Genomic DNA, 24,168 nt, shown 5'->3' with positions numbered 1-24,168 from the left:
CATCTTTCCTATCGGAAATAAGGCTGATCCGGCTCCCCTCCCCGCACCCGGCTCACGCCGCGCGGATGCGACCCAGCAGACGGTCGATATCCTCGCTCAGGCTTTCGGACCGTTGCGAAAGCGCGCGGGTGGCGTCCACCACCTGGGCGGCGGCACTGCCGGTGCGGTTCACCGCATCGTCCACCGACACCACCGTGTCGGCGATGCTCTGCACCGCGTCGGAAGCATGGTTGATGCTGCGCGCGATCTCGTCGGTGGCGGCGGACTGTTCTTCCACCGCGGCGGCGACCATGGCGGTGATCTCGTCGATGCGGCTGATGGTGCGGCCGATGTCGTCGATGGCCGACACGGCTCCCTGCGCCGTCGTGCGCACCGCCTGGACCTGCTGGGCGATCTCCTCCGTCGCCTTGGCGGTCTGGCCGGCGAGGCTGCGCACCTCCTCCGCCACCACGGCGAAGCCCTTGCCCGCATCGCCAGCGCGCGCCGCCTCGATTGTGGCGTTCAAGGCCAGCAGGTTGGTCTGGCCGGCGATGGCGTTGATCATGCCGACCACGTCGCCGATCTTCTGCGCGGCGGCAGCGAGTTCCACCATCAGGTCGTTGGTGCTGCGCGCCTCCTCCACCGCACTGCGGGCGATCTGGCTGGAATCGCCGACCCGCCGCGTGATCTCGCCGATGGAGGCGGAAAGCTGGCTGGCGGTGGCGGCCACCGTCTGCACGTTGGTCGCGGTGTCGGCGACCGCCGACCGCACGTCGGTCATCCGGCGGCAGGTCTGCTCGGCGGTGGCGGACATCCCCTCCGACGCCTCGCGCATGTCGGCCGATGCGGTGCCGATGTGGCGTGACGCCTCCTTCACGCTGGCCTCGATGCTCGCGGTGATGGACTGGATGGTGCGCGACCGCTCGGCGTCGGCCGCCTGCTTCATCGCGTCCTGTTTCTCCTGCAAGCGGGCGATCTCGGCGCTCTTGTCACGGAAGACGCCGACGATCCCCGCCATCTCGGCGATCTCGTCGCGCCCGCCGACCGCGGCGTCGGCAGCCAGATCGCCGCCGGCCACGGCGCGCATGGCGTCGATCACCCGCATCAGCCGCCGGGTCAGCCGGTTGCGGACATAGAACCAGGCGATCAGCAGGCTCGACAGCACCACGACCGCCGCAGCGCCACCCTGGATCGCGACCGCTCCGGAAATCGCCGTTTCGGTCCGCGTCACATCGGCATCGGTGCGCTCCTGCTGGTGGGCGACCACCGCATCGATGGTGCCGTTCAGGTCGGTGGTCAGCCGCACCGTCTCGGCCAGCGCGCTTTCGATGTCGGCGGTGATGCGCGCCTGCTCGTCGCGCAGGCGGAAGACGCTGCCGGCGCCACCGCCGAAAGCGGCGAGCCCATCGCGCGCCTTGACCAGCGACGGCCGGTCCGGGCTGTCCTTCGGCAGGGCGCCGATGGCGTTGTCGACGCGCAGGAGCGCCCAATTGTACTTCGACCGGATATTGTTCAACGTCGCCCCATGCGGCACGCTGGAGGCGGCGGCGATCATGCCGAAGGCAAGGTTGCCGTTGGCCTGCACGTTCATCAGCTGGGTGATGACCGGCAGTTCCTCCTGCGCCAGCCGGCGGCCCAGCCCGGTTGCGGTTTCGACCGCCTGCGCGGCGGCCAGATCGCCCACCACATTGTTGACCGACAGGGTCGACACCTCCAGCAAGGGCGCCACCAGATCGGTGAAATCCTCGTGAGCCATCACCGCGTCGGCGACCAGCGTGTTGAGCTTCTCCTCCAGCGCCAGCCGTTCGGCGGTGCGCTTGCCCAGCGTGTCGAGTGCCGCCCCCATACGCTCCACCAGCTTGGCGACCGCGTCCGCATCCGCGGCCATGCCGCCGGCCTGCCCGCCACTTCCTCCGCCGGCCTGGCTCCGCATCGCCCCGATGCGGTCGCGCAGGCCCGCCAGCCGTTTGGTCAGGCCGTCCATCCGCTCCGTCAGTTCCGCCGCATCGCGCGAGGCCGCCACCGCAGGCGCGTCGGCGGCGATCGCGGTGCTGTCCTTCGCCAGATTGAGCGAGCGGACGATGGCCGGCACGCTGCTGCGGCCGATCTCGCCCATCGAGCGCCCGGTCTCGGTCAGCGACCACCACGCCATCACGCTGGCGAAGGCGGCGAGCAGCGCCACCCCGCCGAAGGCCAGAAACAGCCGCCCCTGAATGCCGAGCCGAACACTTCGCCGCCCTCCGCCTGGCGTCAGTTGCGTCATATTCCTCTCCTATACGTTATCTTTATGCCGGCAGGCCGGAGCGTTGAACGTCGCGACAAGTTTGAAGGATGGTGACGACAGCCGTCAGTCGCGACAAACCCTGATCGGGTTGACGCCATCGGGCAGACATCGGAACCGCGTGGATCCTCTCATAGCATGTGCGTTCATTTTCGTAAAGAAACATGCTTGTGCTACGAACAATATCGGGCGTACATATCAACCGTACGGGGCCGTAGGTCTTGCCGTGTGCCGGACCAGGCCCGGCCCGCCTGGAATGAAGTTGGGAACGGGGCCGGGATGAACGCCGACGGGGCCGGCGGTTTTCGCTTTGACCCATCGCGCGCATCTGATTCACTCACGACCCTTTCGAGACCGGAGACAGCCCACCGATGGATGCGCGCCTGGACGCCGAACGCCGCCAGCAGGAAATCGTGGCCCTGGTCCATGCCAGGGGCATGGTGCAGATCCAGTGGCTGGCCGAACATTTCGACGTCACGCCGCAGACCATCCGCCGCGACATCGAGCATCTAGCCGGCCAGTCGGCCGTGCGGCGCTTCCGCGGCGGCGTCACCGTGCCGTCCAGCGTTGAGAACATCGCCTATACCACCCGCCAGACCCTGATGGCGGAGGAAAAGCGCCGCATCGCCGAACTGGTCGCCCGCCACGTGCCGGAGGACGCCTCGCTGTTCCTCAACATCGGCACGACGACGGAGGCGGTGGCCCAGGCCCTGCTCGGCCACAAGCGGCTGCGGGTGCTGACCAACAACCTGAACGTCGCCACCATCCTGCACAAGAACACGAACTTCGCCCTGTCCATCGCCGGCGGCCTCGTGCGCGAGCGCGACGGCGGCATCATCGGCGAGGCGACGGTGGAGTTCATCCGCCGCTACAAGGTCGATATTGGCATCATCGGCATCAGCGGCATCGATTCCGAAGGCGACCTGCTGGATTACGACGAGCAGGAGGTCCGCGTCGCCCGCGCCATCATCGAAAGCTCGCGCCGGGTCTTCCTCGTCACCGACCACACCAAGTTCGGCCGCAACGCCATGATCCGCATGGCCGACGTCAGCGTGCTCGACGCGCTGTTCACCGACCGCCTGCCGCCCGCCGAGCTGATGGAGGTGCTGAGCAACGCCGACTGCCAGGTGCATGTCGCCGACGGCAGCGACGCGGCCAACGGCGACGGGGAGGAGGCGGAGGAGTAGGCGGATACCCCTCGTTTCAGCGAAACAGCTTCAAACGCGGCACCCCTCACCGCAGCCCCGACGCCGCTTGCCGAACCGCGTCATCGCCTCCACTCTGTGGTGTTGGGCCTGATGAAAAGCGGTTGGCCCGCCCAACAGAGATGAGTAGGTGTGCGGTGATCATCGAAAGCGACCTCAAGCTCGACTTCAAGGATGTGCTGATCCGGCCGAAACGCAGCACGCTGCAGAGCCGCAACGACGTGGATGTCAACCGGACCTTCACCTTCCTGCACACCCAGCGCGACTGGACCGGCTTCCCGCTGATCGCCGCCAACATGGACGTCACCGGCAGCATGGGCATGGCCCGCGCGCTGTCTCGCTTCGGCGCGATGACCGCCCTGCACAAGCACTACAAGGCGGACGAGCTGGCCGACTTCTTCCGGGCCGAGGCGGAATCCACCGTCCAGTCCAACGTCTTCTATTCGATGGGCATCGCCGAGGCCGATCACGACAAGTTCCTGGCGGTGAAGGCCAAGGCGCCGGTGGGGAAGATCTGCCTGGACGTCGCCAACGGCTATACCGAGCGCTTCGTCGAGGTGATCTCCCGCCTGCGCCAGGAGAATCCGGATGCCGTCATCATGGCCGGCAACGTCGTCACCGGCGACATGACGGAGGCGCTGCTGCTGGCCGGCGCCGACATCGTCAAGGTCGGCATCGGGCCGGGTTCGGTCTGCACCACCCGCAAGATGACCGGCGTCGGCTATCCCCAGCTGTCGGCCATCATCGAGTGCGCCGACGCCGCCCACGGGCTGAAGGGGCAGGTCTGCGGCGACGGCGGCTGCACAGTGCCGGGCGACATCTCCAAGGCCTATGGCGCCGGCGCCGACTTCGTCATGCTGGGCGGCATGCTGGCCGGCCATGACGAGTGCGAGGGCGAGATCCGCTACGAGGACCGGGACGGCAACCGGGTGCCGGTCGCCATGACCTTCTACGGCATGTCGTCGGACACCGCGATGCACAAATATTCCGGCGGCGTCGCCTCCTACCGCGCGTCGGAAGGCAAGACGGTGGATGTGCCCTATCGCGGCCCGGTGGAGAACACGATGCAGGAGATCATGGGCGGCGTGCGCAGCATGATGACCTACATCGGCGCCACCCGGCTGAAGGAAGTGCCGAAACGCACCACCTTCGTCCGCGTCGGCGCCCAGTTGAACACCGTGTTCGGCGGCTGACCGGCCTCCCGACCGCATGGCAGGGTCCTGCGGCACCCCGTCGGAATCGCGTCATCCGATTCTTGTCTCTTGGTCCCGTTCCGTTCTACTGCTTGGGTAAGCGGCGAATCGGATCTTTGCGGGAACGAGAGTGCTTATGGACGGGGTGCCCGGCAGCGGAGCGGACGTGATCCGCGCCCGGTTGCCGACCCTTCCGGACACGCCCGGCGTCTATCGGATGCTGGCGGCCGACGGGTCGGTCCTTTATGTCGGCAAGGCGAAGAACCTGAAGCGGCGGGTGGCCAGCTACACCCGGACCGACGGGCTGCCCAACCGCACCCGGCGGATGGTGTCGCTGACCCGCTCCATGGAGTTCGTCACCACCCACACCGAGGCTGAGGCGCTTCTGCTGGAAGCGAACCTGATCCGCAGCCTGCTGCCGCCCTTCAACATCCTGGTGAAGGACGACCGCTCCTTCTCCTACATCGTCATCGGGAAAGGACACGACTTCCCCCGCCTGATGCATCACCGCGGCAGCGCCGAGCGGCGCGGCACTTCGGGAAAGAGCAACCGCCGCGAGTCCGACCTGTTCGGCCCCTACGCCTCGCCGCATCTGGTCGGCATGACCATCGCCGCCCTGCAACGCGCCTTCCTGCTGCGCACCTGCGACGACGGGGTGTTCGCCTCGCGCACCCGGCCCTGCTTGCAACACCAGATCAAGCGCTGCTCCGCTCCCTGCGTCGGCCGCGTCGACGAAGAGGACTACGCCGCCCAGGTCCAGGGCGTGCGCGACGTGCTGTCCGGCCGCAGCGCCGAGGTGCAGGCCGAGTTCGCCCGCCACATGCTCGACAGTTCCGACCGGCTGGAATACGAGGACGCCGCCCGCTGGCGCGACCGCATCCGCGCCCTGACCGCGCTGCAAAGCCGCCAGGACATCAATCTGGAGGACACGCTGGGCGATGCCGACGTGCTGGCGCTGCACCGGGAGGGCGGTGCGGCCTGCGTCCAGGCCTTCTTCTTCCGCGGCGGCCGCAACCAGGGCACCCGCGCCTTCTTCCCGCGCGTGGATGCCGAGGAGGAGCCGGGCGACATTCTGGCCGCCTTCGCCGCCCAGCTCTATGCCGACACCCCGCCGCCGGGCCTGCTGCTGCTGAGCGACCCGGTCGAATCAGCGGAACTGCTGGAGGAAGCGCTGAGCCTGTCCGCCGGGCGCCACGTCGCCGTCGAATGTCCGAAACGCGGGCCGAAGCGCCGCGCGGTCGAACACGCGCAGACCAACGCCCGCGACGCTCTGGGCCGCCGGCTGGCCGAGCGCTCCACCCAGGCGACGCTGCTGGAAGGGGTGGCGCGTGTCTTCGGACTGCCCGACGCGCCGCGCCGGGTCGAGATCTACGACACCTCGCACATCCAGGGCTCTTTCCCGGTCGGCGCCATGGTGGTGGCCGGGCCGGAGGGGTTCCAGCGCAATGCCTACCGCCGTTTCTACATCCGCGATCCCGAGGCCGCCGGCAACGATTACGCCATGCTGCGCGAGACCTTCACCCGCCGCTTCCACCGCAGCAGCGAGGCCGGCCGGGATTCAGGCCAATGGCCCGACCTCGTTCTGATCGACGGCGGTCTGGGGCAGTTGAACGCGGTGAAGGACGAGCTGGCGATGCTCCAGATCACCGACATCCCGCTGGTCGCCATCGCCAAGGGACCGGATCGCAACGCCGGACGGGAGCGCTTCTTCCGCCCCGGCCAGCCGCCGCTGACGCTGGAGCCCAACGATCCGGTGCTGCATTTCCTGCAAAGGCTGCGCGACGAAGCCCACCGCACCGCCATCGACAGCCACCGCGCCCGCCGGATGAAGGCGATCTCGCACAGCCGCATCGACGGCATCCCCGGCATCGGCCCGGCCCGCAAGAAAGCGTTGCTGCATCATTTCGGCAGCGCCACCGCCGTCGCGTCCGCCGGACTGAAGGATCTGGAGGCAGCCCCCGGCATCAGCGAGGCCATCGCGCGGAAGCTCTACGAGCATTTCCACGGATAGGCGGCTACGGCACCGCCTTCCCCGTGAACGGATTCCAGCCCAGCGCCGCCAGCGCCGCCCAGGCAGTGGCGCCCAGATGGGGCCGGCGGTAGTAGAGGAAATCGTCGGTCTTGCTGTCCGGCCCGATGGCGAGCCCGGTGGACAGCACCTGCGGCCGGGTGGCGTAGAGATAGCCGCCGGGGCTGACTTCCTTCAGAATCTCACCGAACAGCCGGTCGGCATCGCCGCGGCGGCCGACGCTGCGGTAGGCGAGCGCCGCCTGCGCCGTGCCCTCCACCCACATGCCGTCGCGGTCGTCGTTGAAGTCGAACCCGCCGTCGGCGCCATGGGCGCGCTCCGCATAGGCGAGTGCCGCCCGCCACGCCTCCGGCGCCTTCGGCAGCAGCAACGGCCAGAGCTGCGCATCGAGGCCGGAGGTCGAGGTGCTGACCGTCACCCCGTCCGGCGCGGTGCCGATGGGGAAATGGTCGCCGCCCGCCGTCCACAGCGTGTCGAGGAAGGCGCGCGCCTCACGCTCCGGTCCGGCGAAATCGTCGCCCGAACTGTCTCCTGAACTCTTGCCGAGCCAGGCGAACAGCGCGACCAGATCGGTGTTGTGCTCCGTCGATTTCCAGGTCAGCGGCTGCGGCGCGTCGTCGAAGCCCTGGACGCCGCCGTTGAAGCCGCCGGGACCGCGCGGGTCGCGGGTATGCTCCACCACCCAGCGCGCCAGTTCGACCGCACCGTCGCGGAAGCGCTTTTCGCCAGTGGCTTCGGCCAGCGTCAGCAAGGCAAGACCGGCCCAGGCGACATTCCCGGTGGCGGTGCCGACCTGATAGGGATCCTCGCCCCAATGGTTGCCGACGGCATCCCACCAGCCGTTGGGCGGGATCGGCCGCTGCTTCTGCGCGCCCGCCCGATAGGTGTTGCGCAGACGCCCCTTCCAGCCGGCACGGTCGAGCGACACCGCGTCCAGCAGTGCCTCGCCGATGCGCAACGCCTTGTCGCGCTGGCCACAGGCGTTCAGCGCCATGATCGCCAGCGCGTTGTCGTAGGTGAAGGCGGCATTGGACAGCGCCGGCTCCGAGGTCGGGCCGGGCGCATAGGAATTGTCGTAGCTGCGCAGGAACAGCGGCCCGCGCCCGGACACCTCGTCGACGCGCGCGGCCAGCGTGCCGCAGGTCTTCTGCGCCAGTTCCTTCGCCGGCGGAGCCGGTGCTGCGGTTGCGGGAGTCATCAGGGCGGACATTCCAAGGGCGACCGCCGCCAGCGCGGCACGGCCGAACCGCATCCCTCGCCGGAAAAGCACCCGCTCGATGCTTGCACAGTTGGAGCTTGCACGCTTGGACATCGACACCGCCGGCCAATTCAAAGAGGCCCCTGATATGGCCCCTTTGCCGGCCGACGGCAACCGAACGGACTCCGCCCTCTCCCCGGACGGGAAAGGGCGGAGCCAACCGGCTTACAGCGGCGCCAGACCGGCCATGATGTGCGTCTTGCGCTCGGCATAGGCACTGCCCAGCTCGGCGGCGCGGTCGTCGTCGAGTGCCTCCTTGGCCTCCTCGAACAGCTCCTCCTCCTCCTCGTCCAGGTGGTGGCGGACCAGTTCGCCCAGCACCTGGAGCTTTTCCTTCCAGCCGCTGTCGGTGGTCTTCATCGCGTTCAGCTCGTCCAGCAGGCCGTTGATGAGGTGATGCTCGTTCAGCCCCTCAATGGTCTCCGACTTCGCTTCCTTCGCCTTCTTCAGCGAGGCATAGAAGACTCCCTCCTCCACCTTCGAATGGGCCCACAGCTCGCGCTGCAGTTCCTCGAACACGGCGCGGCCGCTGCCGTTGGCCTTCTCGGTCTTGTCCAGAAGACTGCGGATGGTGTCGTGGTCGGTCTTGATGCGGGCGAAGATGTCGGCCTGGGTACCGGTGGTCTTGCTGGCCATCGTCGGGGTCCTTGGCAATTGAGGGCAATCGTTCTGGAAACATGGTGAACGGTTGCCAATAGAACCCCGTCGCGGCCGGACTGTTCCCGGCCGCGTCCCTTTCGGCATGGCCTTACACCTTTACCCGCGCGGGTGCGTTTCCACGAATTCGCGCAGGGTGTGCATCAGATCCACCGCATGGGCGACCTGCCCATGGGCACAGGCCTCCGCGATGTCGTCGGCGATGATGTGGGCGATGCGGTCGGCCCCGCCGGGGCAGTGGGCAAGGCAATGCCCCATCTCCACGGCGACCATTTCCGGAACATGTTCGTGTTCGGCAATCGCGTCGATCTCGGCTTCGGTGAGATCGCTCAGCGCGATGCAATCCTTGATCGTCAACATGGCGCGTTCCTCCCGGGAACGGCCGGACTGCCCTGCTGGCAGGGTCGTGGAACGGTCCTGCTTGAAACGGCATCCCTGCAAATGCCGGAGCCGCACGGGCCCCCGCCAACTGAAGGCGGCGGGGAAACCGCGCGGCCGGAGACCGGCAAAAATCAGTGAGCCATCAGAACCGGCAGCCCGGCGTGGTTCAGCACGTAGCGCGTGACACCGCCCAGGATCATTTCCCGCATCCGGCTGTGGCCATAGCCGCCCATCACAAGCAGGTCGGCGCCCAGCTCAACGGCTTTCTTGGTGACCGTCTCCCCAACGGGTTCCGATCCCGGATGCAATACAGTTAACTCAGGGTTAACACCCTGCCAAGCGAGATATTGGGCAATGCGACGTCCTGTCGCGCCTTCCGTCACGGAAGTTTCGGCGGTCAGCACATGGGTGCGGTCGGCGCTGCGCAGGAAGGGCAGAGCCGCGGCGACGGCGCGCGTCGCCTCCGTCTTGCCGTTCCAGGCGACGGCGACGGTGTGGCCGATCTCCGCAGGCAGGGTCTTCGGCACCAGCAGCACCGGCCGGGCGGAGCCCAGCAGCGCCGTTTCCATGGTGGTGTAGCCCTGCGTGTCGGCCTCGATGGAGGTGTGGGCGCAGACGATCAGGTCGGACAGGCGGCCTTCCGCCGGCACGACGTCCTCGATCCGGCCGATCACCTCGCGCCAGGAGGCGGACGGCGCCTCGACCCCGCCGGGGACATCGCGAATCTCGAACCCGGCCTCGGCGACCGCGGTGTCGAAATGGCGGCGGGCGGCGGCGCGATGGTTGTTCGACTCCGTCTCCGCCGCGCGCATGATCTCGTCCACCATGGCGCCGGACATGCCCTCGCCCAGCATCGGCACGGCATCGCGCGGGTCGAGGCGGACGAACAGGCCGACGAGGTGGGCGTCGAAGTCCCGCGCCACCGCCACCGCGCCCTTCAGGGCGACCGGATCGTTGTCACTGCCGCATAGCGGCACAAGGATGGTCTTGTAGGTCATGGACTCCTCCCGGACCGGTTCGAGCGGCCCTTCCCGGACGGCGGCGGCCCACCCGCCGGTGTGGCGGGCGATTCTCACCCTTGCCGTCATTTGCCCCGTCGTCGCTGCGGTCCGCGGCCCGGGGCGAAGGCCGCCAACCTTTAGGATATGGCCCTTAACGCGTTGTCTCACCTCGAATTAGGCCAAGCTTGCACGGGCGTCGTCCAGCACATCCGACGCAACCCTGCCAGAATCCAGGCGCGTCCAGCCGATGCTCCCCAGATCGTAGGATTCCTGCCGTTCCACCACCTCGGCGGTGGCGTCGGAGGCATCGTTGCGACGATTGGTCACACGCTCCACCCGCTCCGTCAGCGGTGCCTCCAGCCAGATGCCGTCGAAACGGACCCCGGCTCCGGCGGCGACCGCCGCGATCCGGTTGCGCTCGTCGGGCCGGGCACTGACCGCATCGACCACCACGGCCTGACCGGCGGCCAGCACCGCCGCGGCCCGCCGGTAAAGCTCGCCATAGACCCGCTCCGTCATCGCCGGGCCATAACCCCCGGCCGGCAGCCGGTCGCTGTCGGTCACCCCGCACAACCGCTTGCGCAGCACGTCGCTGCGCAGGACCACCGCACCGGGCGACGGCCCCAAGTCCGGCGCGATCGCCTGGGCCAGCCGCGTCTTGCCGCTGCCGGACAGCCCGCCGACCGCGACCAGCCGCGCCGGCACCGGGTCGAGCACGGCAAGCGCCTGCTCCAGATAGCGCCGGGCCTCCCCGGCCAAAGCCTCGTCCGCCGCCCCCTCCAGCCGCAATGCCGCGGCCGACACCTTGGCACGCACCGCCGCCCGCAGCGACAGGAACAGCGGCAGCGCCGCCAGGCCGGCGTAATCGCCCGTCTCTTCCAGATAGCGGTTCAGCACGGCATTGCCCAACGGTCGCAGCCCGCGGTGATCCAGGTCCATCAGCAGGAAGGCAAGATCGTAGAAGACGTCGGCGACCGCCAGCGACTCGTCGAACTCGATGGCGTCGAACAGGGTCGGCTCGCCGTCCAGCAGGACGATGTTGCGCAGATGCAGGTCGCCATGGCCATGACGGACGAGTCCCTCGCGCCGCCGCTCCTCCAGCACCGGCGCCAGCCGGTCGAGCGCATCGCCGGTGCGCTCCGCCAGCAGGTCCACGACAGCTGCGGGGAAAAGGTCCGGAGCGGCCCGCAGATCCGCGACATTGCCGTCGGCCACCTCCCGCATCGCCTCCACCCCGCCGCCATCCGGCCGGGGAGCGGCCTCGCGGTGGAAGGCGGCGATCCGCTCGGCCAGACGGCGCATCAGGGCGGGGGTCAGCGCCTGCCGCTCCGCCATGCGGTCGAACAGCGCCTCGTCCGGAAAGCGCGCCATCGACACCAGCCAGTCGACGGCTCCGCCTTCACCCCCGCTCTCGTCCAGCCACAGCCGGCCATCGTCCCCGCGGCGGATGGCGACCACACCGCGGTAGAGCGCCGGCGCGGTGCGGCGGTTGATCGCCAGTTCCTCTGCGCAAGCGGTGTGGCGCTTCCCGACCGTCGAGTAATCGAGATAGGGATAGCGCACCGCGCGCTTCAGTTTCAGCGCCCTGTCCCCCGCCAGGAACACCGATGCCGCGTGGGTGTCGATCCGCTTGACCGCCAGCCCGCCATGGGTGTGCGGATCGCCGAGAAAGGCGATCACCTCCTCTTGCTGCCCAGCGGCGGAAGACCGGCCGGCAGACGGTTCGGCGGGATGCGCGGTCATGACGATAGAATAACAGACCATGATCCTGCCCCGCTCCTGCTTTCATGGTTGAAACGCAGATGGCGATGACGACATCCTAGGGGTAGTGCCGATACACCATGGGTCAGTTGCCACGCCCCTTCGTTATAGTGGCCGGACCTCATGGTCCGACCCGATTTGCCATAAAGAAGGCCATGGGGAGGGGGTGCCCGTGAAACGCCTGCGCAGCAGCCACCAGAGGAACTGCCTGCCGGCCGTCCTGGCCGCCAGCCTTCTCGGGCTCGCCCTGACGGGGGGCGGAGTTGCGACCAGCGGAGTTGCGCTTGCGGAGTCGATCGACGCCGACGGCCGGTTCGGCAACTGGGCGCTGGGCGGCCTCGCCTACAGCCTGCAGCCACCGCAGGAAAGCAACCTCACCGTCCTGAACAGCAAGGTGCGGATCGGATCCTCGCTGGTCCCGCAGATCGAACCCTATGTCAACATCCAGCCCTGGATCGGACCGGGCACCGGCAGCAGCCTGACCCCGCGCGGCGCCGTGAACGGTTTTTCCGGAGGGCTGGCCGGCGGCCTTTCCGGGGGCCTGAGCGGCGGCGTGCTGGTCGACGTGCCGCTCGGCTCCTTCGTCTTCACCCCCAGCGTCGGCGCCGGCACCCTGCCCACCGCCCGGCGCGAAGGCGCCCCCACCACCGAATTCCGCTCGCAACTGGAATTGGGTTATGAGTTCGACAACAAGTCGCGCTTCAGCCTGGGCTACAGCCGCATCGTCAACGACGCCGCGGCGGGCGATCCGGCGGCTGGTACCAACAACGTCTTCGGCTTTTACTATCGTCTGCCTTTCGGCGGCCCGTGACCGCCCGATGGGGCCGGGACAAGGCCGGGACATCGTGCCGCGGCGTCCGGTGCGGTGAAAACGCGCGCAACGGTAGCGTCTTAACCGCATTTTAAACATGGTTGGCTCAAGTGGACGCGGACCGAACGCTCCCTGGGGAACCCACCATGGCCACCAAGCGCAAGACCGCCTCCAACGCCGCTTCCGCAACCGCTCCTGCCGCCGCCGCCGCTGCGCCGGTGTTCGAGGCTCCGGTGGAAAGCTGGGCCGACACCATCCTGCGCACCAACTTCGCGTCGGTGGAACAGGACAGCATCGTCCTGCTGCAGGCGGCCGGCGCCCTTCTGGAATCGGACTCGCCGGACAAGGTGACCGTGACGCTGGACCAGAACCTGAAGCTGTGGATCGCCATCAAGACGGTCCTGCTGAACAGCGACTGCCCGGTGGAGCCGGAGGTGAAGGCCAACCTGCGCAATCTGGCGCAGTATGTCGTGTCCACCACCATGCTGGCGACCCAGGGCGCCATCGAGACGGCCAAGCTGGTCTCGCTCGCCCGCCTGAACATGAACATCGCCGAGGGGCTGCTGAGCGGCCACCGCAACCGCATGATCCAGGAGCGCGCCTATCAGATCTGGGAAGAGGACGGCCGTCCCGAAGGCCGCGAGCAGGAGCACTGGCTGCGCGCCGAGGCGGAAGTCTCCGGCCTGTTCAAGGCCCAGTCCTGACGGACAACTGAAGCGGGTTTACGCAACACCGCCATTCCCCACCGGCATGACCGCCCGCGTCGCGACACCGTGACGCGGGCGGCAACGCTTGGTAGGCTCGGCGCACCGTGACAGTCCCGCCTCAATCCACCCCCCTCACGCACAAGCGCGTCGACGACACGCCCCGCGGCATCGCCTCGATGCTGATGTCGGTGCTGTTCTTCTCGCTGATGAACGTCCTGGCGAAGCTCCTGATGGACCGCTTCCCGGTGACCGAAGTGATGTTCTTCCGCAGCCTGTTCGCGCTAATCCCGGTCTGCCTGTCGATCCATCTCGGCACCGGATTCGCCACCACGCTGCGCACCCGCTATCCCTGGGGCCATATGGGGCGGTCGCTGATCGGACTGACCACCATGGTCGCCATGTTCTGGTCCTTCCACCTGCTGCCGCTGGGCGACGCCATCGCGCTGAACTTCGCAGCCCCGCTGTTCCTCACCGCCCTGTCGGTGCCGCTGCTGAGCGAGAAGGTCGGCATCCATCGCTGGAGCGCCGTTCTGGTCGGCTTCGCCGGCGTGCTGATCATCGTGCGGCCGAGCGGCGACGTGCTGAACCTGGGCGCCATCATCGCGCTGTGCGGCGCGCTGACCAACGCGCTGGCGATGATCGCCATCCGCCAGCTGAGCCGGACGGAACGGCCGGACACCATCGTCTTCTACTTCACCCTGCTGACCACCGTCCTGCTCGGGCTGTCGCTGCCCTTCTCCTGGGTCACGCCGGACCCGATGGACTGGCTTCTGCTGCTGGTGACCGGCCTGTTCGGCGGCTGCGGCCAGCTGATGCTGACCCGCGCCTATTCGCTGGCGCCGGCAGCCGTGGTGGCGCCGCTGAACTACACCTCGCTGCTGCTGGCGGTCATCTTCGGCTGGTTCATGTGGGGCGAGGTGCCGACCGCGACCATGGCCGCCGGGGCCGCCGTGGTGATGGCGAGCGGCCTCTACATCCTGCACCGCGAAACCCGGCGCCGCACCACCGTGACCAAGCCGCTGCCGGCCGGCGACGGCGACTGAGCTTTCGGCCCCCCGAAATTTCGGCCGACCGCCGCGCGTCATAGTTTCGCCATCCCGCGATGATGGGCTGTACCATCGAGGTGAGGTGAGCGAACCGGCGGGCAAAAGCCGCCGGCGGCGCCTATATGATTGGTTCGCGAGAAGCATTACCGGTCCGCGGCAGTCGACATGCCGGACCGGCTGCCTTACGGCGCGAAGGGGGCGGCATGAAGCAGAACGAGCGGCGCGGCGAGCCCGGGGTTGAGCGAGGGCGGAACGCGAACCCGGCGGACGGCGTGACGGAACCCCGGTTCCGCCTTGCCCAGGCGCGCGCGGCGCTGCTGTGGGAACGGCTGGGGCCGGCCTTGTGGGCGCCGCTGTCGGTGCTGGGCGGCTTCCTGGCGCTCGCCCTGCTCAACCTGCTGATCCTGCTGCCGGGCTGGCTGCATGGGCTGTCCCTGCTGGTGCTGGCCGCCGCCTTCCTGTGGTCGCTCACCATCGGCATCCGGCGTTTCCGCGCCCCGGTCGAGGACGAGGCCCGCCGCCGGCTGGAGCGGGACAGCGGCCTTTCCCACCGTCCGCTGCACACCCTGCGCGACCGTCCCGCCGGCAACGATCCGACCGCACAGGCGCTGTGGCGCCTGCATCAGGAGCGCACGCGCGCCGCCATGCGCGGCCTGCGCGTGGCGTGGCCGGGAACCGAGGTACCGTCGCACGACCGCTATGCCCTGCGCGCCCTGGTGATCCTGACGCTGGTGGTCGCCGGAGCCGCCGCCTGGGGCGACTGGCGCCCGCGGATCGCCGCCGCACTGACCCCGCAGTTCGCCGGCGGCACCGCCACCGCGGCGGCGACGCTGGATCTCTGGATCAACCCGCCCGACTATACCGGCCTGCCGCCGGTTTTCCTGAAATCCGGCTCCACCGCGAAGCCCGCGGCCCAGCCGGCACCCCAGCAAACCGCCGCCGGAACTCCTGCCGCGGACCAGCCGGTCCATATCCCGCAGGGCAGCCTCGTTCTCGCCCGCGTCACCGGCGGCAGCGGCACCCCCAGCCTGGAGGCCGGCGACCAGACCGGCCCGTTCGAGGCGGTGGACTCCAGCAATTTCCAGGTGCAGAAGCCGGTGACCGGCGGCACCCGCATCGCCGTCACCCAGGGTGGGCGCACGCTGGGCTCCTGGCCGATCCAGGTGGTGCCCGACCGCGCACCGATCATCGCCCACGCCAGCCCGCCCGCCGCCGGCGAACGCGGCGCGTTGAAGCTGGACTATGCCGCCCGCGACGATTACGGCCTGACCGAGGTGAAGGCGCAAATCCGCCTTACCCCGGAGACGCCGCCCGCCCCTGCCCCCGGCGCGGCGAAACCCGATTCAGCGCCCAAGCCGGAAAAGGCCGGCACCGAACAGGTGCTCGAATTCCCGCTGTCGCTCCCCGGCGTCCGCCCGAAGGACGCGCGCGGCACCGCCTTCCAGGACCTGACCGCCCATCCCTGGGCCGGCATGCCGGTGACGGTGCGGCTGACCGCGGCCGACGGCGCCGGCCAGACCGGCCACTCGGAGGATGCGGCGATCATCCTGCCGGAGCGCACTTTCAACCACCCCGTCGCCCGCGCCATCGTCAACCAGCGCAAGATCCTGACCCGCAGCCCGCAGGAGTCCCGCGTCCAGGTCGCCCGCGCGCTGGCGGAGATCTCCGCCCGGCCCGACAGCTACGGCAACGACATCGTCGCCTTCCTGTCCCTGCGCACCGCCCTGGCCCGGCTGATGCTGGACCAGAGCGCCGAGGCCGTCCCCGCCCTCCAGCAGCTTCTGTGGGAAACCGCGCTGCGCATCGAGGACGGCGGCCTATCGCTGGCCGAGAAGGATCTGCGCGACGCCGAAAAGCGGCTGTCCGAAGCGCTCGACAAGAACGCCTCCGACGAGGAGTTGAACCGCCTGATGGACGAGTTGCAGGCGGCGCTCGACAAGTTCATGGACGCCATGGAACAGCGGATGCTGGAAGCCATGCAGCGCGGCGAACAGATCCCGATGGTCCCGCCGGAGATGGCGGACAAGATGACCGACCGCAACGACCTCCAGCAGATGCTCGACCGCATGCGCGAGATGGCGCAGACGGGGTCGCGCGACGCCGCCCGGCAGATGCTGTCCCAGCTTCAGCAGATGCTGGAGAACATGCGCTCCGGCGCCATGGCCCAGATGAACCAGCAGAACGGCCAGCAGCAGCAGAACCAGGCCTGGGAAATGATGCAGCAGTTGCAGAAGCTGGCGCAGCAGCAGCAGCAGCTCCTCGACCAGAGCTTCCGCCAGTCGCAGGAGTCGATGGACCAACAGGGGCAGCAGGGCGACCAGCCCCGCGGCCGCCAGCCCAACCAGCGCCGGAACCAGCAGGGCCAGCAGCAGCAGAATTCGGGAAGCCCGACCATGCAGAAGCAGGCCGAGCAGCAGGAGGCGCTGCGGCGCCAGCTGGGCGAGCTGATGCGGCGCATGGGCGAACAGCAGGGCGGCGAGATCCCGCAACCGCTGGGCCGCGCCGAGCGCGCCATGCGCGACGCCGCCCAGGCCTTGCAGCAGGGAGCCCCCGGTGCCGCGGTTCCGTCGCAGACCGAGGCGATGGAACAGCTTCAGCAGGGCATGCAGGGCATGGCCGAGCAGATGGCCCAGCAGATGATGGGCCAGGGCGGGCCGGCGATGATGGGCCAGCAGGGCCAGATGCCCCGCCAGGGCCGGGGCCGCGACCCGCTTGGCCGCCGTCCGTCGGGTTACGGCATGCAGGACTCCAACGACGTGAAGATCCCGGAGCAGTCGGAACTCCAGCGCGCCCGTGAAATCCTCGACGAACTGCGCCGCCGCTCCGGCCAGTACGGCCGCCCGCAGGAGGAACGCAACTACATCGACCGGCTGCTGAAGCAGTTCTGACAACTCGCTTTCAGCGATTCAGCTTTTAGTGATTCAGGCACAAAAAACGGGACCGGCACTGGCCGGTCCCGCTCGACGGACACCTTCACGCTGTCCCGCCCGTCATTCCTCCGGACGGTCGTCGTCCGGATTGTGATTGGCGGCGTGATCCTGCATCTGTTCGGTCTGCACGGCCTTGCTGTCCAGGCCGCGGGCGTCGGAATGACGGGACTTGTCGCGGTTCGACAGCACCATGTTGTCGCCGATGGCGCCGGCCGGCAGGTCGGTGGTGGCCCCGGTGCCGGTGCCCTTACCCTGCCCGCTCGGGCTCATGTGCTTCTTGCTGGCGTTCGCCATCGCGTGTTCTCCATCGGTTGGCCACCCCGGACCGCCGGGAAATGGACTCCCGGCGGCGGGCGGCTGGGTGTAGGAAATCGCCATCGGACCCGCGCTTGGATCAGCACGCGGGATCACCGGCTCAGAATCACTGCTGGTTCGGCTGCGGGGTGCGCGGCTGGGTGCTGTCCAGGCTGTTGGCGGTGCCATGCGCCGCGTCGCCGCCTGCCGCACCCGTGCTGTGACCGGTGGCGTTGTGGTCGGCGCTGCTGCCGCTGCTGGTGCCATGGCGCTTGCCCAGCGAGACGGTGGTGTCGTCGTACTTGAACTCCGCCATCTGCTTGACCTGATCCTCGGTCACCTGCCGGGCGACGAGGCGGTCGCTGTCGGAACGCAGCAAATTATAGTCCAACGCCACATGCTTGGCGCCGATGCCCAGCACGCCGCCGCGGTTCAGGATCACCTGGGTGGCCTTGCCGGTCTGGGCGTCGAGGATGATGTCGGCGACGTCGCCCAGCTTCTTGCCGTTCTCGCCATAGACATCCTTGCCCATCATCTTTTCGAAGCTGGTGCTCTGCTGGGCGGCACCGCCGGCGGTAGAGGCGACGTTCGGGCGCAGGTCGCGGACCTGGCGCAGATGCTGCTCCAGCGTCGGCAGACTCTGTTCGGCGAAGCGCCGCAGGTCGGCGTCCTTACCATTCTCCGCCTGCTGGCGGAACAGGGTGACGGCGGTCTGGTGGGCGTCCATCTGGCCCTGGAGATAGGCGGAATCGAACTGGTCGCCCTTCAGGCCGTGCAGCTTGTCCAGCTTCTGCTGGTGCTCGGAATCGAGCTTGGTCGGCAGGGTCATCGACTTTTCCCGGGCCATGGTCTTCATGGCGTCGGAGGTCTTGGTATGGTCGGCCACCATATGGCTGCCGAACTGCTTGACGCCCTGTTCCTTCGCCTGATCCTGCGCCAGCTTGCCCGCCTGGATTTCGAACATGTCGCTGATCGCCGCCTTTTCGGCGAAGGTCATGTCCTGCTGCGCCAACTGGCCCTTCTCGGTCACGGTCTTGGCCGGTGCCGGCGTCTGGGCCAGCGACAGCGCGGGAGCCGTGAACAGAAGCATGGCGGCGGTCGCGAGAAGATGGTGGCGTTTCATGGTGGCGGCTCCTCGAATTGCATTGTGAAATGCAAGGTTTCCGGTGCCGGGCGGCCAAACCTGCGGCCGGACCGAAGCACCCCTCTTCACCTTCTCAACCGTTGGGCGCGGCGGTCGTTCCCTCCCGGTCGAGGGCTGTCCGGTTCGTCCGGGGTGCCGCGCTTTTGCAGCCTCTGGAACAAGAGGGACGCGCCGGGGGTATATCCGAATGAGTGCTCGGTCTAGGCCACGCGTCCGGGGCAAGAAGGGGGGCTTATGACCCCGGTATGCTTATGTCCCCAGTACGGAGGCCCGCTTGCTTCGTGACGCCCGCCATGTCCTGAACGGCACGCACATCGACTGCGATCTGTGCGTGATCGGTGGCGGTGCCGCCGGCCTGACCATCGCGCGCGAACTGGCGGGCGGCAGCTTGAGCGTCGTCCTGCTGGAGGGCGGCGGACTGGAGGTCGACGGCATTTCCCAGGCGCTGTACGCCGGCCGCAACGTCGGTCTGCCCTATGAGCGGCTGACCACCGCGCGCAGCCGCTATCTGGGCGGCAGCACCAATTGCTGGGGCGGCTTCTCCCGCCCGCTGGAGCGGACGGACTTCGCCGAGCGCCCCTGGATCCCCGGCAGCGGCTGGCCGATCCCGCGCGACACGATGATGCCCTATTACGAGCGCTCGCACAGCGTGCTCGGCCTCGGCCCCTTCGAGTACGACAACGACTACTGGATGGAGCAGGTCCGCGGGCCGAAGACCGAGCTTATTCCGGTGGAGAACGAGGACGGCAGCGCCAGCGCCTTCGAGAACCGCGTCGCCCAACTCAGCCCGCCGATCCGCATGGGCGAGGCCTATCGCGCCGAGATCGGGCGGGCCGCCAACATCACCGCCTTCCTGAACGCCAACGTCACCGGGCTGGACACCAACCATTCGGCCAGTGCGGTGGAGCGGGTGCAGGTCCGCACCCTGGACGGCCCCGGCTTCACCGTCGGCGCCCGGCTGTTCGTGCTGGGCTGCGGCGGCATCGAGAATGCGCGCATCCTGCTGCTGTCCAACAAAGTGCAGGCGGCGGGTCTGGGCAACAGCAACGATCTGGTCGGCCGCTACTTCGCCGATCACCCGCGCTTCAAGACCTCGCCGATCCGCCTGACCCGGCAGGGGCATCACCGCACGCTCTACGACGTCAGCCTGTGCCTCGCCCGGCGGCGGCTGCGCCGGCCGCACCCGTCGATCGCGTTGGCCCTGTCGCCGACCGAGGATTTCCAGGAACGGCACGCGCTGCCCAACTCTCGCACATATCTGGTCGCCTCCTACCATTCGGCAGCGCTGGACGCCTTCAAGGCGATGCGCGACCTGCGGCTCCTGCCGTCGCGCCACCGCTGCCGCCGCTTCGGCGTATCGGAGGACGAGGCGGCGAGCCTGCTGCGCAACGCCGGCCCGCGCATCCTGCGCAGCATGCCGCAGCTGGCCCATGCGCTGTTCGACAGCACCATCGATCCGGGCTGGTTGCCCCGCCGCTTCACCCTGGAAACGGTGCTGGAGCCGGTGCCCAACCCCGAAAGCCGGGTGACGCTGGACCACGCCACCGACCCGTTCGGCCGCAACCTGCCCAAGGTGGACTGGCGCCTGACCGCCCAGGACCGCTGGGGCGCCGCCGAAACCCAGCGCCTGCTGCGCGAGGACCTGCTGCGCCGCGGCCTGATCACGGTGGAGGACGCGGAGAACACGGCCGAGGCGACGATGGCCGATGTCGGCTGGTGCTGGCACCATATGGGCACCACCCGCATGCATGAATCGCCGCGCCACGGCGTGGTCGATCCCGATGGGCGCGTCCATGGCGTGGGCAACCTCTACATCGCCGGCAGCTCCGTCTTCCCGACCATGGGCGCCGACCACCCGACCATGACCATCGTGGCGCTGGCCCTGCGCATGACCGACCGCGTCCTGGCCCTGTTGCAGGATGAACGCGGCAGTCCACCCGCACCCGCGGTGGCCGCCTCGCTTTGAGCGGGCCGCCGGCATCCTATATTCCTCTCCCTTGCGGAGAGGATGCGATTGCCATGGACCTGTTCGACGATGTTCCGGCCCCGTCCCCGCCGGGATTGCCGTCCCCCGCCGGACCGCTGCCGGACATCGTGGCGCCGGGGCTCGACTGCCTGTTCGTCGGCTTCAATCCCGGCCTGCGCTCCGGCGCGCTCGGCCATCACTATGCCGGGCGCGGCAACCAGTTCTGGCGCCTGCTGCATGAGGCCGGGCTGACGCCGCGCCTCTACCGGCCGGAGGAGGATGTCACCTTGCCGGCCATGGGCCTCGGCTCCACCAACCTCGTCGCCCGCGCCACCGCCAGCGCCGCCGAGCTGCCGCGGGCGGAACTGCGCGGCGGCGTGCCGCGGCTGGCGAGGATCGTCGGTTTCGTCCGGCCGCGGGTGCTGGCCTATACCGGCAAGGGCGTCTATCTGGCGGCGACCGGCCTGCCCGACGCGCCCTGGGGCGTGCAGGAGCGCAGCCTGTTCGACGGCGTCACCGATGTGGTGGTGCCGTCGCCGAGCGGCCTCGCCCGCCTGCCCTTCGAGGACAAGCTGCGCTGGTTCCGCGAGGTGCGGGCGGAAATCGGGCGTCGCCGGCTTGCCTGACCCTGGGCGGCGGCGGAGATCGCTGCAATTCCTGGGAAGGCGGTAGGGATTGTTGTCCGGACGGAGAATGTCGGCCGGCCAGGGCGGGACGCGGGGGGCACTCCCCCTGCCCCGGCATTTCGCCGGGAAAGGCCGGGCGGGCCGATGCCGGCTTGGGTGATGCTGTGCCCCGCATGACCACGACCGCCCGAACCCGTCCCGTTGAAGAGCAGTCACCGCAGACCGACAGGATCGCCCTGCGGCTGCGCCGCCGCCATTGGGCAATCCTGGCGCTGGCCGTTTTGCTGCTGGGCGGGGTTCTGCGGGCGGCCTGCTATCTCACGGTATTGACGCCGGCGACCGCCGCGATGGAGCCCTCGAAAGACCCTTGGGGACCGCGGCTTCCCGCGTCTCCCTTGACGGACGCCCATTCCCGGCAGCTCGCCCGGCTTCTGCATTTCGATGCGCCCCACAAAAAAGGGCCGGCGGAGACTCCCGCCCCCGCCAGCCCTGTGCAGCTGGATCCTGCGGTGAAGCTGCTGGTCGACCATGGTTGGCCTTCCCACCGATCCACGACGATCCCAGACGAGACGATCCCGCCTGCAACGATCCCAGCCGCCGCGCGGACGGCCGGGATCGTCGCGGTCTCGGACAAAGCGTCGCCTTAGCTGACGATGCCGCCCCGGCTGAAGGGCAGCGTCTGCAACGGCTGTCCGGTCACCGAGAAGACGGCGTTCGCCACCGCCGGGGCCACGGTCGGGACGCCCGGCTCGCCGGCGCCGGTCGGCCGCTCGTGCGACGGCACGATGTGGACCTCGACCACCGGCATGTCGGACATCCGCAACGGCAGATAGCTGTCGAAGTTGGCCTGATCCACCACGCCGTCGGTCATGGTGATCTCGCCGCGCAGCGCATGGCCGATGCCCCAGCCGGCACCGCCCTCCATCTGGGCCTTGACGATGTCCGGGTTGACGACCTCGCCGCAATCGACGGCGACGACGATCCGGTCCACCTTGATCTGACCCTTGGCATCGACCGTCACGTCGGCGACATGGGCGACATAGGTGTTGAAGCTTTCATGCACGGCGACGCCGCGGCCCTTGCCCTGCGCCAAAGGCTGGCCCCAGCCGGCCTTCTCGGCCGCCAGCTTCAGCACGCCGGCCAGACGCGGATGGTCCTTCAGCATCTCCATGCGGAAGGCCACCGGATCCTTGCCTGCCGCCTTGGCGAGGCGGTCGATCATCACCTCCTTGGCATAAGCCGTGTGGGTGTGCCCGACCGACCGCCACCACAGGGTGGTGACCGGCGAGGCGACGGTGTGGGCGTCGACCGCGAGGTTCGCCACCGGATAGGCCATGTCCGAGGCGCCCTCGACCATCGTCGCGTCGACGCCGTCCTTGACCATCACCGCCTCGAACGGCGTGCCGGCCATGAAGCTCTGGCCGACGATGCGCTGCTTCCAGCCGACGAGCGCACCCTTGGCGTCGACCGCCGCGGTGATCCTGTGCAGGAACAGCGGGCGGTAACGGCCGCCCTTGATGTCGTCCTCGCGCGTCCAGACCAGATGCACCGGGGCCTTGGGATAGGCCTTGGCGATCATCACCGCCTCGGCGATGTAGTCGGCGTTGGTGGTGGCGCGCCGGCCGAAGCTGCCGCCGGCCCACTGGGTCTCGATCTTCACCTGCTCCGGCTTGCAGCCCAGGATGTGGGCGGCGGTCATCTGCTCGACCGTCTGGAACTGCGATCCGGCCCAGATGGTGCAGCCACCCTCCGGGTTCAGCGCCACCACGGCGTTCAGCGGCTCCATCGGCGCATGGGCGAGATAGGGGAAGACGAATTCGCCGTCCACCGCATGGCCGCCCTTGGCCTTGGCGTCGGCGATAGCCTTGTCGGCATCGCCCTTGTTCGCCGCGACCGAGCCCGGCTTCTCCGCCGCCTTGCGGTAGTCGGCCAGCATGGCGTCGGTGCCGCGGGTCTCGGCCTTGGCGTCGTCCCAGGCGACCGTCAGCGCCTCGCGGCCCTTCATGGCGGCCCAGGTGTTTTTGGCGATCACCGCGACGCCGACCGGCAGGCTGATCACGTCGATGACGCCCGGCACCTTGCGGGCGGCGGCATCGTCGACGCTCTTCACCGTGCCGCCGAAGCGCGGGCTGCGGGCCAGCACAGCCGTCACCTGACCGGGGCGGCGGATGTCCATCGAGAAGATGGCGGTGCCGTTGGTCTTGCTGATGTGATCCAGCCGGTGCAGGTCCGGCTTGCCGATCAGCACATAGTCCTTCTGCTCCTTCAGCTTGACCTGCTGCGGCACCGGCAGCTTCGCCGCCTCCTCCGCCAGTTCGCCGAAAGTGGCGCTGCGGTTGCTGGCGGGATGGCGGACCACGCCCTTCGACACCGTCACCTCGCCGGCCGGAACCTTCCAGCGGGCGGATGCCGCGGCGACCAGCATGGCGCGGGCGGCGGCGCCGGCCATGCGCAGCTCGTCCCAGCTGTTGGCGACGGCGGTGGAGCCGCCGGTGCCCTGGATGCCGAAGAAATGATTGGCGTACAGCTTGGCATCGGCCGGAGCGAAGGCACCGCGAACCTGGGCCCAATCGGCGTCAAGCTCCTCGGCCGCGATGGTGGCGATGCCGGTGACGATGCCCTGGCCCTTGTCCAGATGCTTGGCGAGAACGGTGACCGTGTTGTCCGGCGCTACGATGATGAAGGCATGCGGACGCGGGTCGGCCGGACCGACGATCTTGGGCGCCGCTTCGGCGGCCAGCGCCGGCATCGGCAGATGCGCGCCGACCACCAGCACGCCGGCACCGGCGCCGATGGCCTTCAGGAAGCCGCGGCGCGACGGGGCGCGCAGCGGGCCGGGAGCGAAACCGGAGTCCGGGAACCCATGCTGGGCGGCCTGACGGATCAGATGATGCAGCAT

The 24,168-nt window shown here is 68.9% G+C and carries 19 protein-coding genes; 10 read left to right on the top strand and 9 right to left on the bottom strand.

Annotation, left to right across the window (positions count from 1 at the left end):
- Window positions 1–52: 52 nt before the first annotated feature.
- Window positions 53–2,242 (bottom strand): methyl-accepting chemotaxis protein, encoded by a 2,190-nt coding sequence (locus tag ABNQ40_RS31630; RefSeq protein ID WP_109049472.1) that lies wholly within the window; start codon window positions 2,240–2,242, stop codon window positions 53–55.
- Window positions 2,243–2,631: 389 nt separating this feature from the next.
- Here ABNQ40_RS31630 and ABNQ40_RS31625 point away from each other — a divergent pair, with 389 nt between their 5' ends.
- From ABNQ40_RS31625 to uvrC, 3 genes are all read left to right on the top strand, one after another.
- Window positions 2,632–3,447, top strand: coding sequence for a DeoR family transcriptional regulator (locus ABNQ40_RS31625; RefSeq protein WP_109049471.1), 816 nt, complete (start codon window positions 2,632–2,634; stop codon window positions 3,445–3,447).
- 155 nt (window positions 3,448–3,602) lie between these two features.
- Window positions 3,603–4,658, top strand: a complete 1,056-nt coding sequence (locus ABNQ40_RS31620; protein ID WP_109049470.1) for a GMP reductase — start codon at window positions 3,603–3,605, stop codon at window positions 4,656–4,658.
- 136 nt (window positions 4,659–4,794) lie between these two features.
- Window positions 4,795–6,669 (top strand): excinuclease ABC subunit UvrC, encoded by a 1,875-nt coding sequence (gene uvrC / locus ABNQ40_RS31615; RefSeq protein ID WP_109049469.1) that lies wholly within the window; start codon window positions 4,795–4,797, stop codon window positions 6,667–6,669.
- 4 nt (window positions 6,670–6,673) lie between these two features.
- Here uvrC and ABNQ40_RS31610 read toward each other — a convergent pair whose 3' ends face one another.
- The 5 genes from ABNQ40_RS31610 to ABNQ40_RS31590 all read right to left on the bottom strand — a co-directional run bounded on the left by ABNQ40_RS31610 (window position 6,674) and on the right by ABNQ40_RS31590 (window position 11,727).
- The gene (locus ABNQ40_RS31610) at window positions 6,674–7,885 is read right to left on the bottom strand and encodes a hypothetical protein (protein WP_247879739.1); all 1,212 of its coding nucleotides are present in this window, start codon (window positions 7,883–7,885) and stop codon (window positions 6,674–6,676) included.
- Between the two features lie 225 nt (window positions 7,886–8,110).
- Window positions 8,111–8,581, bottom strand: a complete 471-nt coding sequence (locus tag ABNQ40_RS31605; protein WP_109049468.1) for a hemerythrin domain-containing protein — start codon at window positions 8,579–8,581, stop codon at window positions 8,111–8,113.
- 120 nt (window positions 8,582–8,701) lie between these two features.
- A complete protein-coding gene (locus tag ABNQ40_RS31600; RefSeq protein ID WP_109049467.1) occupies window positions 8,702–8,962 on the bottom strand; it encodes a hypothetical protein in 261 nt (86 codons plus the stop codon).
- Window positions 8,963–9,114: 152 nt separating this feature from the next.
- Window positions 9,115–9,981 carry a universal stress protein gene (locus ABNQ40_RS31595; protein ID WP_109049466.1) on the bottom strand — a complete coding sequence of 289 codons (867 nt, stop codon included), beginning with the start codon at window positions 9,979–9,981 and terminating at the stop codon, window positions 9,115–9,117.
- 177 nt (window positions 9,982–10,158) lie between these two features.
- A complete protein-coding gene (locus tag ABNQ40_RS31590) occupies window positions 10,159–11,727 on the bottom strand; it encodes an AAA family ATPase (RefSeq protein WP_109049465.1) in 1,569 nt (522 codons plus the stop codon).
- A 190-nt stretch (window positions 11,728–11,917) separates the two neighbouring features.
- Between ABNQ40_RS31590 and ABNQ40_RS31585 the strand changes: the two genes are divergently transcribed.
- The 4 genes from ABNQ40_RS31585 to ABNQ40_RS31570 all read left to right on the top strand — a co-directional run bounded on the left by ABNQ40_RS31585 (window position 11,918) and on the right by ABNQ40_RS31570 (window position 17,197).
- On the top strand, window positions 11,918–12,556 hold the full coding sequence (locus ABNQ40_RS31585) for a hypothetical protein (RefSeq protein WP_247879738.1): 639 nt from the start codon (window positions 11,918–11,920) through the stop codon (window positions 12,554–12,556).
- 146 nt (window positions 12,557–12,702) lie between these two features.
- Window positions 12,703–13,260 carry a DUF2934 domain-containing protein gene (locus ABNQ40_RS31580; protein ID WP_109049464.1) on the top strand — a complete coding sequence of 186 codons (558 nt, stop codon included), beginning with the start codon at window positions 12,703–12,705 and terminating at the stop codon, window positions 13,258–13,260.
- 107 nt (window positions 13,261–13,367) lie between these two features.
- Window positions 13,368–14,306: a DMT family transporter gene (locus tag ABNQ40_RS31575; protein WP_109049463.1), complete on the top strand. Its 939-nt coding sequence runs from the start codon at window positions 13,368–13,370 to the stop codon at window positions 14,304–14,306.
- Window positions 14,307–14,512: 206 nt separating this feature from the next.
- Window positions 14,513–17,197 carry a TIGR02302 family protein gene (locus ABNQ40_RS31570; protein ID WP_109049462.1) on the top strand — a complete coding sequence of 895 codons (2,685 nt, stop codon included), beginning with the start codon at window positions 14,513–14,515 and terminating at the stop codon, window positions 17,195–17,197.
- A gap of 102 nt (window positions 17,198–17,299) precedes the next feature.
- On the opposite strand, the gene ABNQ40_RS31565 is transcribed toward ABNQ40_RS31570, so the two are convergent.
- On the bottom strand, window positions 17,300–17,533 hold the full coding sequence (locus ABNQ40_RS31565; RefSeq protein ID WP_109049461.1) for a hypothetical protein: 234 nt from the start codon (window positions 17,531–17,533) through the stop codon (window positions 17,300–17,302).
- A 127-nt stretch (window positions 17,534–17,660) separates the two neighbouring features.
- On the bottom strand, window positions 17,661–18,656 hold the full coding sequence (locus ABNQ40_RS31560; protein ID WP_109049460.1) for a DUF4142 domain-containing protein: 996 nt from the start codon (window positions 18,654–18,656) through the stop codon (window positions 17,661–17,663).
- Window positions 18,657–18,951: 295 nt separating this feature from the next.
- Here ABNQ40_RS31560 and ABNQ40_RS31555 point away from each other — a divergent pair, with 295 nt between their 5' ends.
- From ABNQ40_RS31555 to ABNQ40_RS31545, 3 genes are all read left to right on the top strand, one after another.
- Window positions 18,952–20,643 carry an FAD-dependent oxidoreductase gene (locus ABNQ40_RS31555; protein WP_109049459.1) on the top strand — a complete coding sequence of 564 codons (1,692 nt, stop codon included), beginning with the start codon at window positions 18,952–18,954 and terminating at the stop codon, window positions 20,641–20,643.
- Window positions 20,644–20,696: 53 nt separating this feature from the next.
- The gene (locus tag ABNQ40_RS31550) at window positions 20,697–21,269 is read left to right on the top strand and encodes a mismatch-specific DNA-glycosylase (protein WP_109049458.1); all 573 of its coding nucleotides are present in this window, start codon (window positions 20,697–20,699) and stop codon (window positions 21,267–21,269) included.
- A 173-nt stretch (window positions 21,270–21,442) separates the two neighbouring features.
- A complete protein-coding gene (locus ABNQ40_RS31545) occupies window positions 21,443–21,916 on the top strand; it encodes a hypothetical protein (RefSeq protein ID WP_109049457.1) in 474 nt (157 codons plus the stop codon).
- Here ABNQ40_RS31545 and ABNQ40_RS31540 read toward each other — a convergent pair.
- Window positions 21,913–24,168 carry a xanthine dehydrogenase family protein molybdopterin-binding subunit gene (locus tag ABNQ40_RS31540; protein WP_199235307.1) on the bottom strand — a complete coding sequence of 752 codons (2,256 nt, stop codon included), beginning with the start codon at window positions 24,166–24,168 and terminating at the stop codon, window positions 21,913–21,915. The two genes, ABNQ40_RS31545 and ABNQ40_RS31540, sit on opposite strands and share 4 nt — an antisense overlap.

Source organism: Azospirillum sp. A23 (assembly GCF_042938965.1).
GTDB lineage: Bacteria > Pseudomonadota > Alphaproteobacteria > Azospirillales > Azospirillaceae > Azospirillum > Azospirillum melinis.
This window is presented reverse-complemented; position numbering and strand designations above follow the sequence as displayed.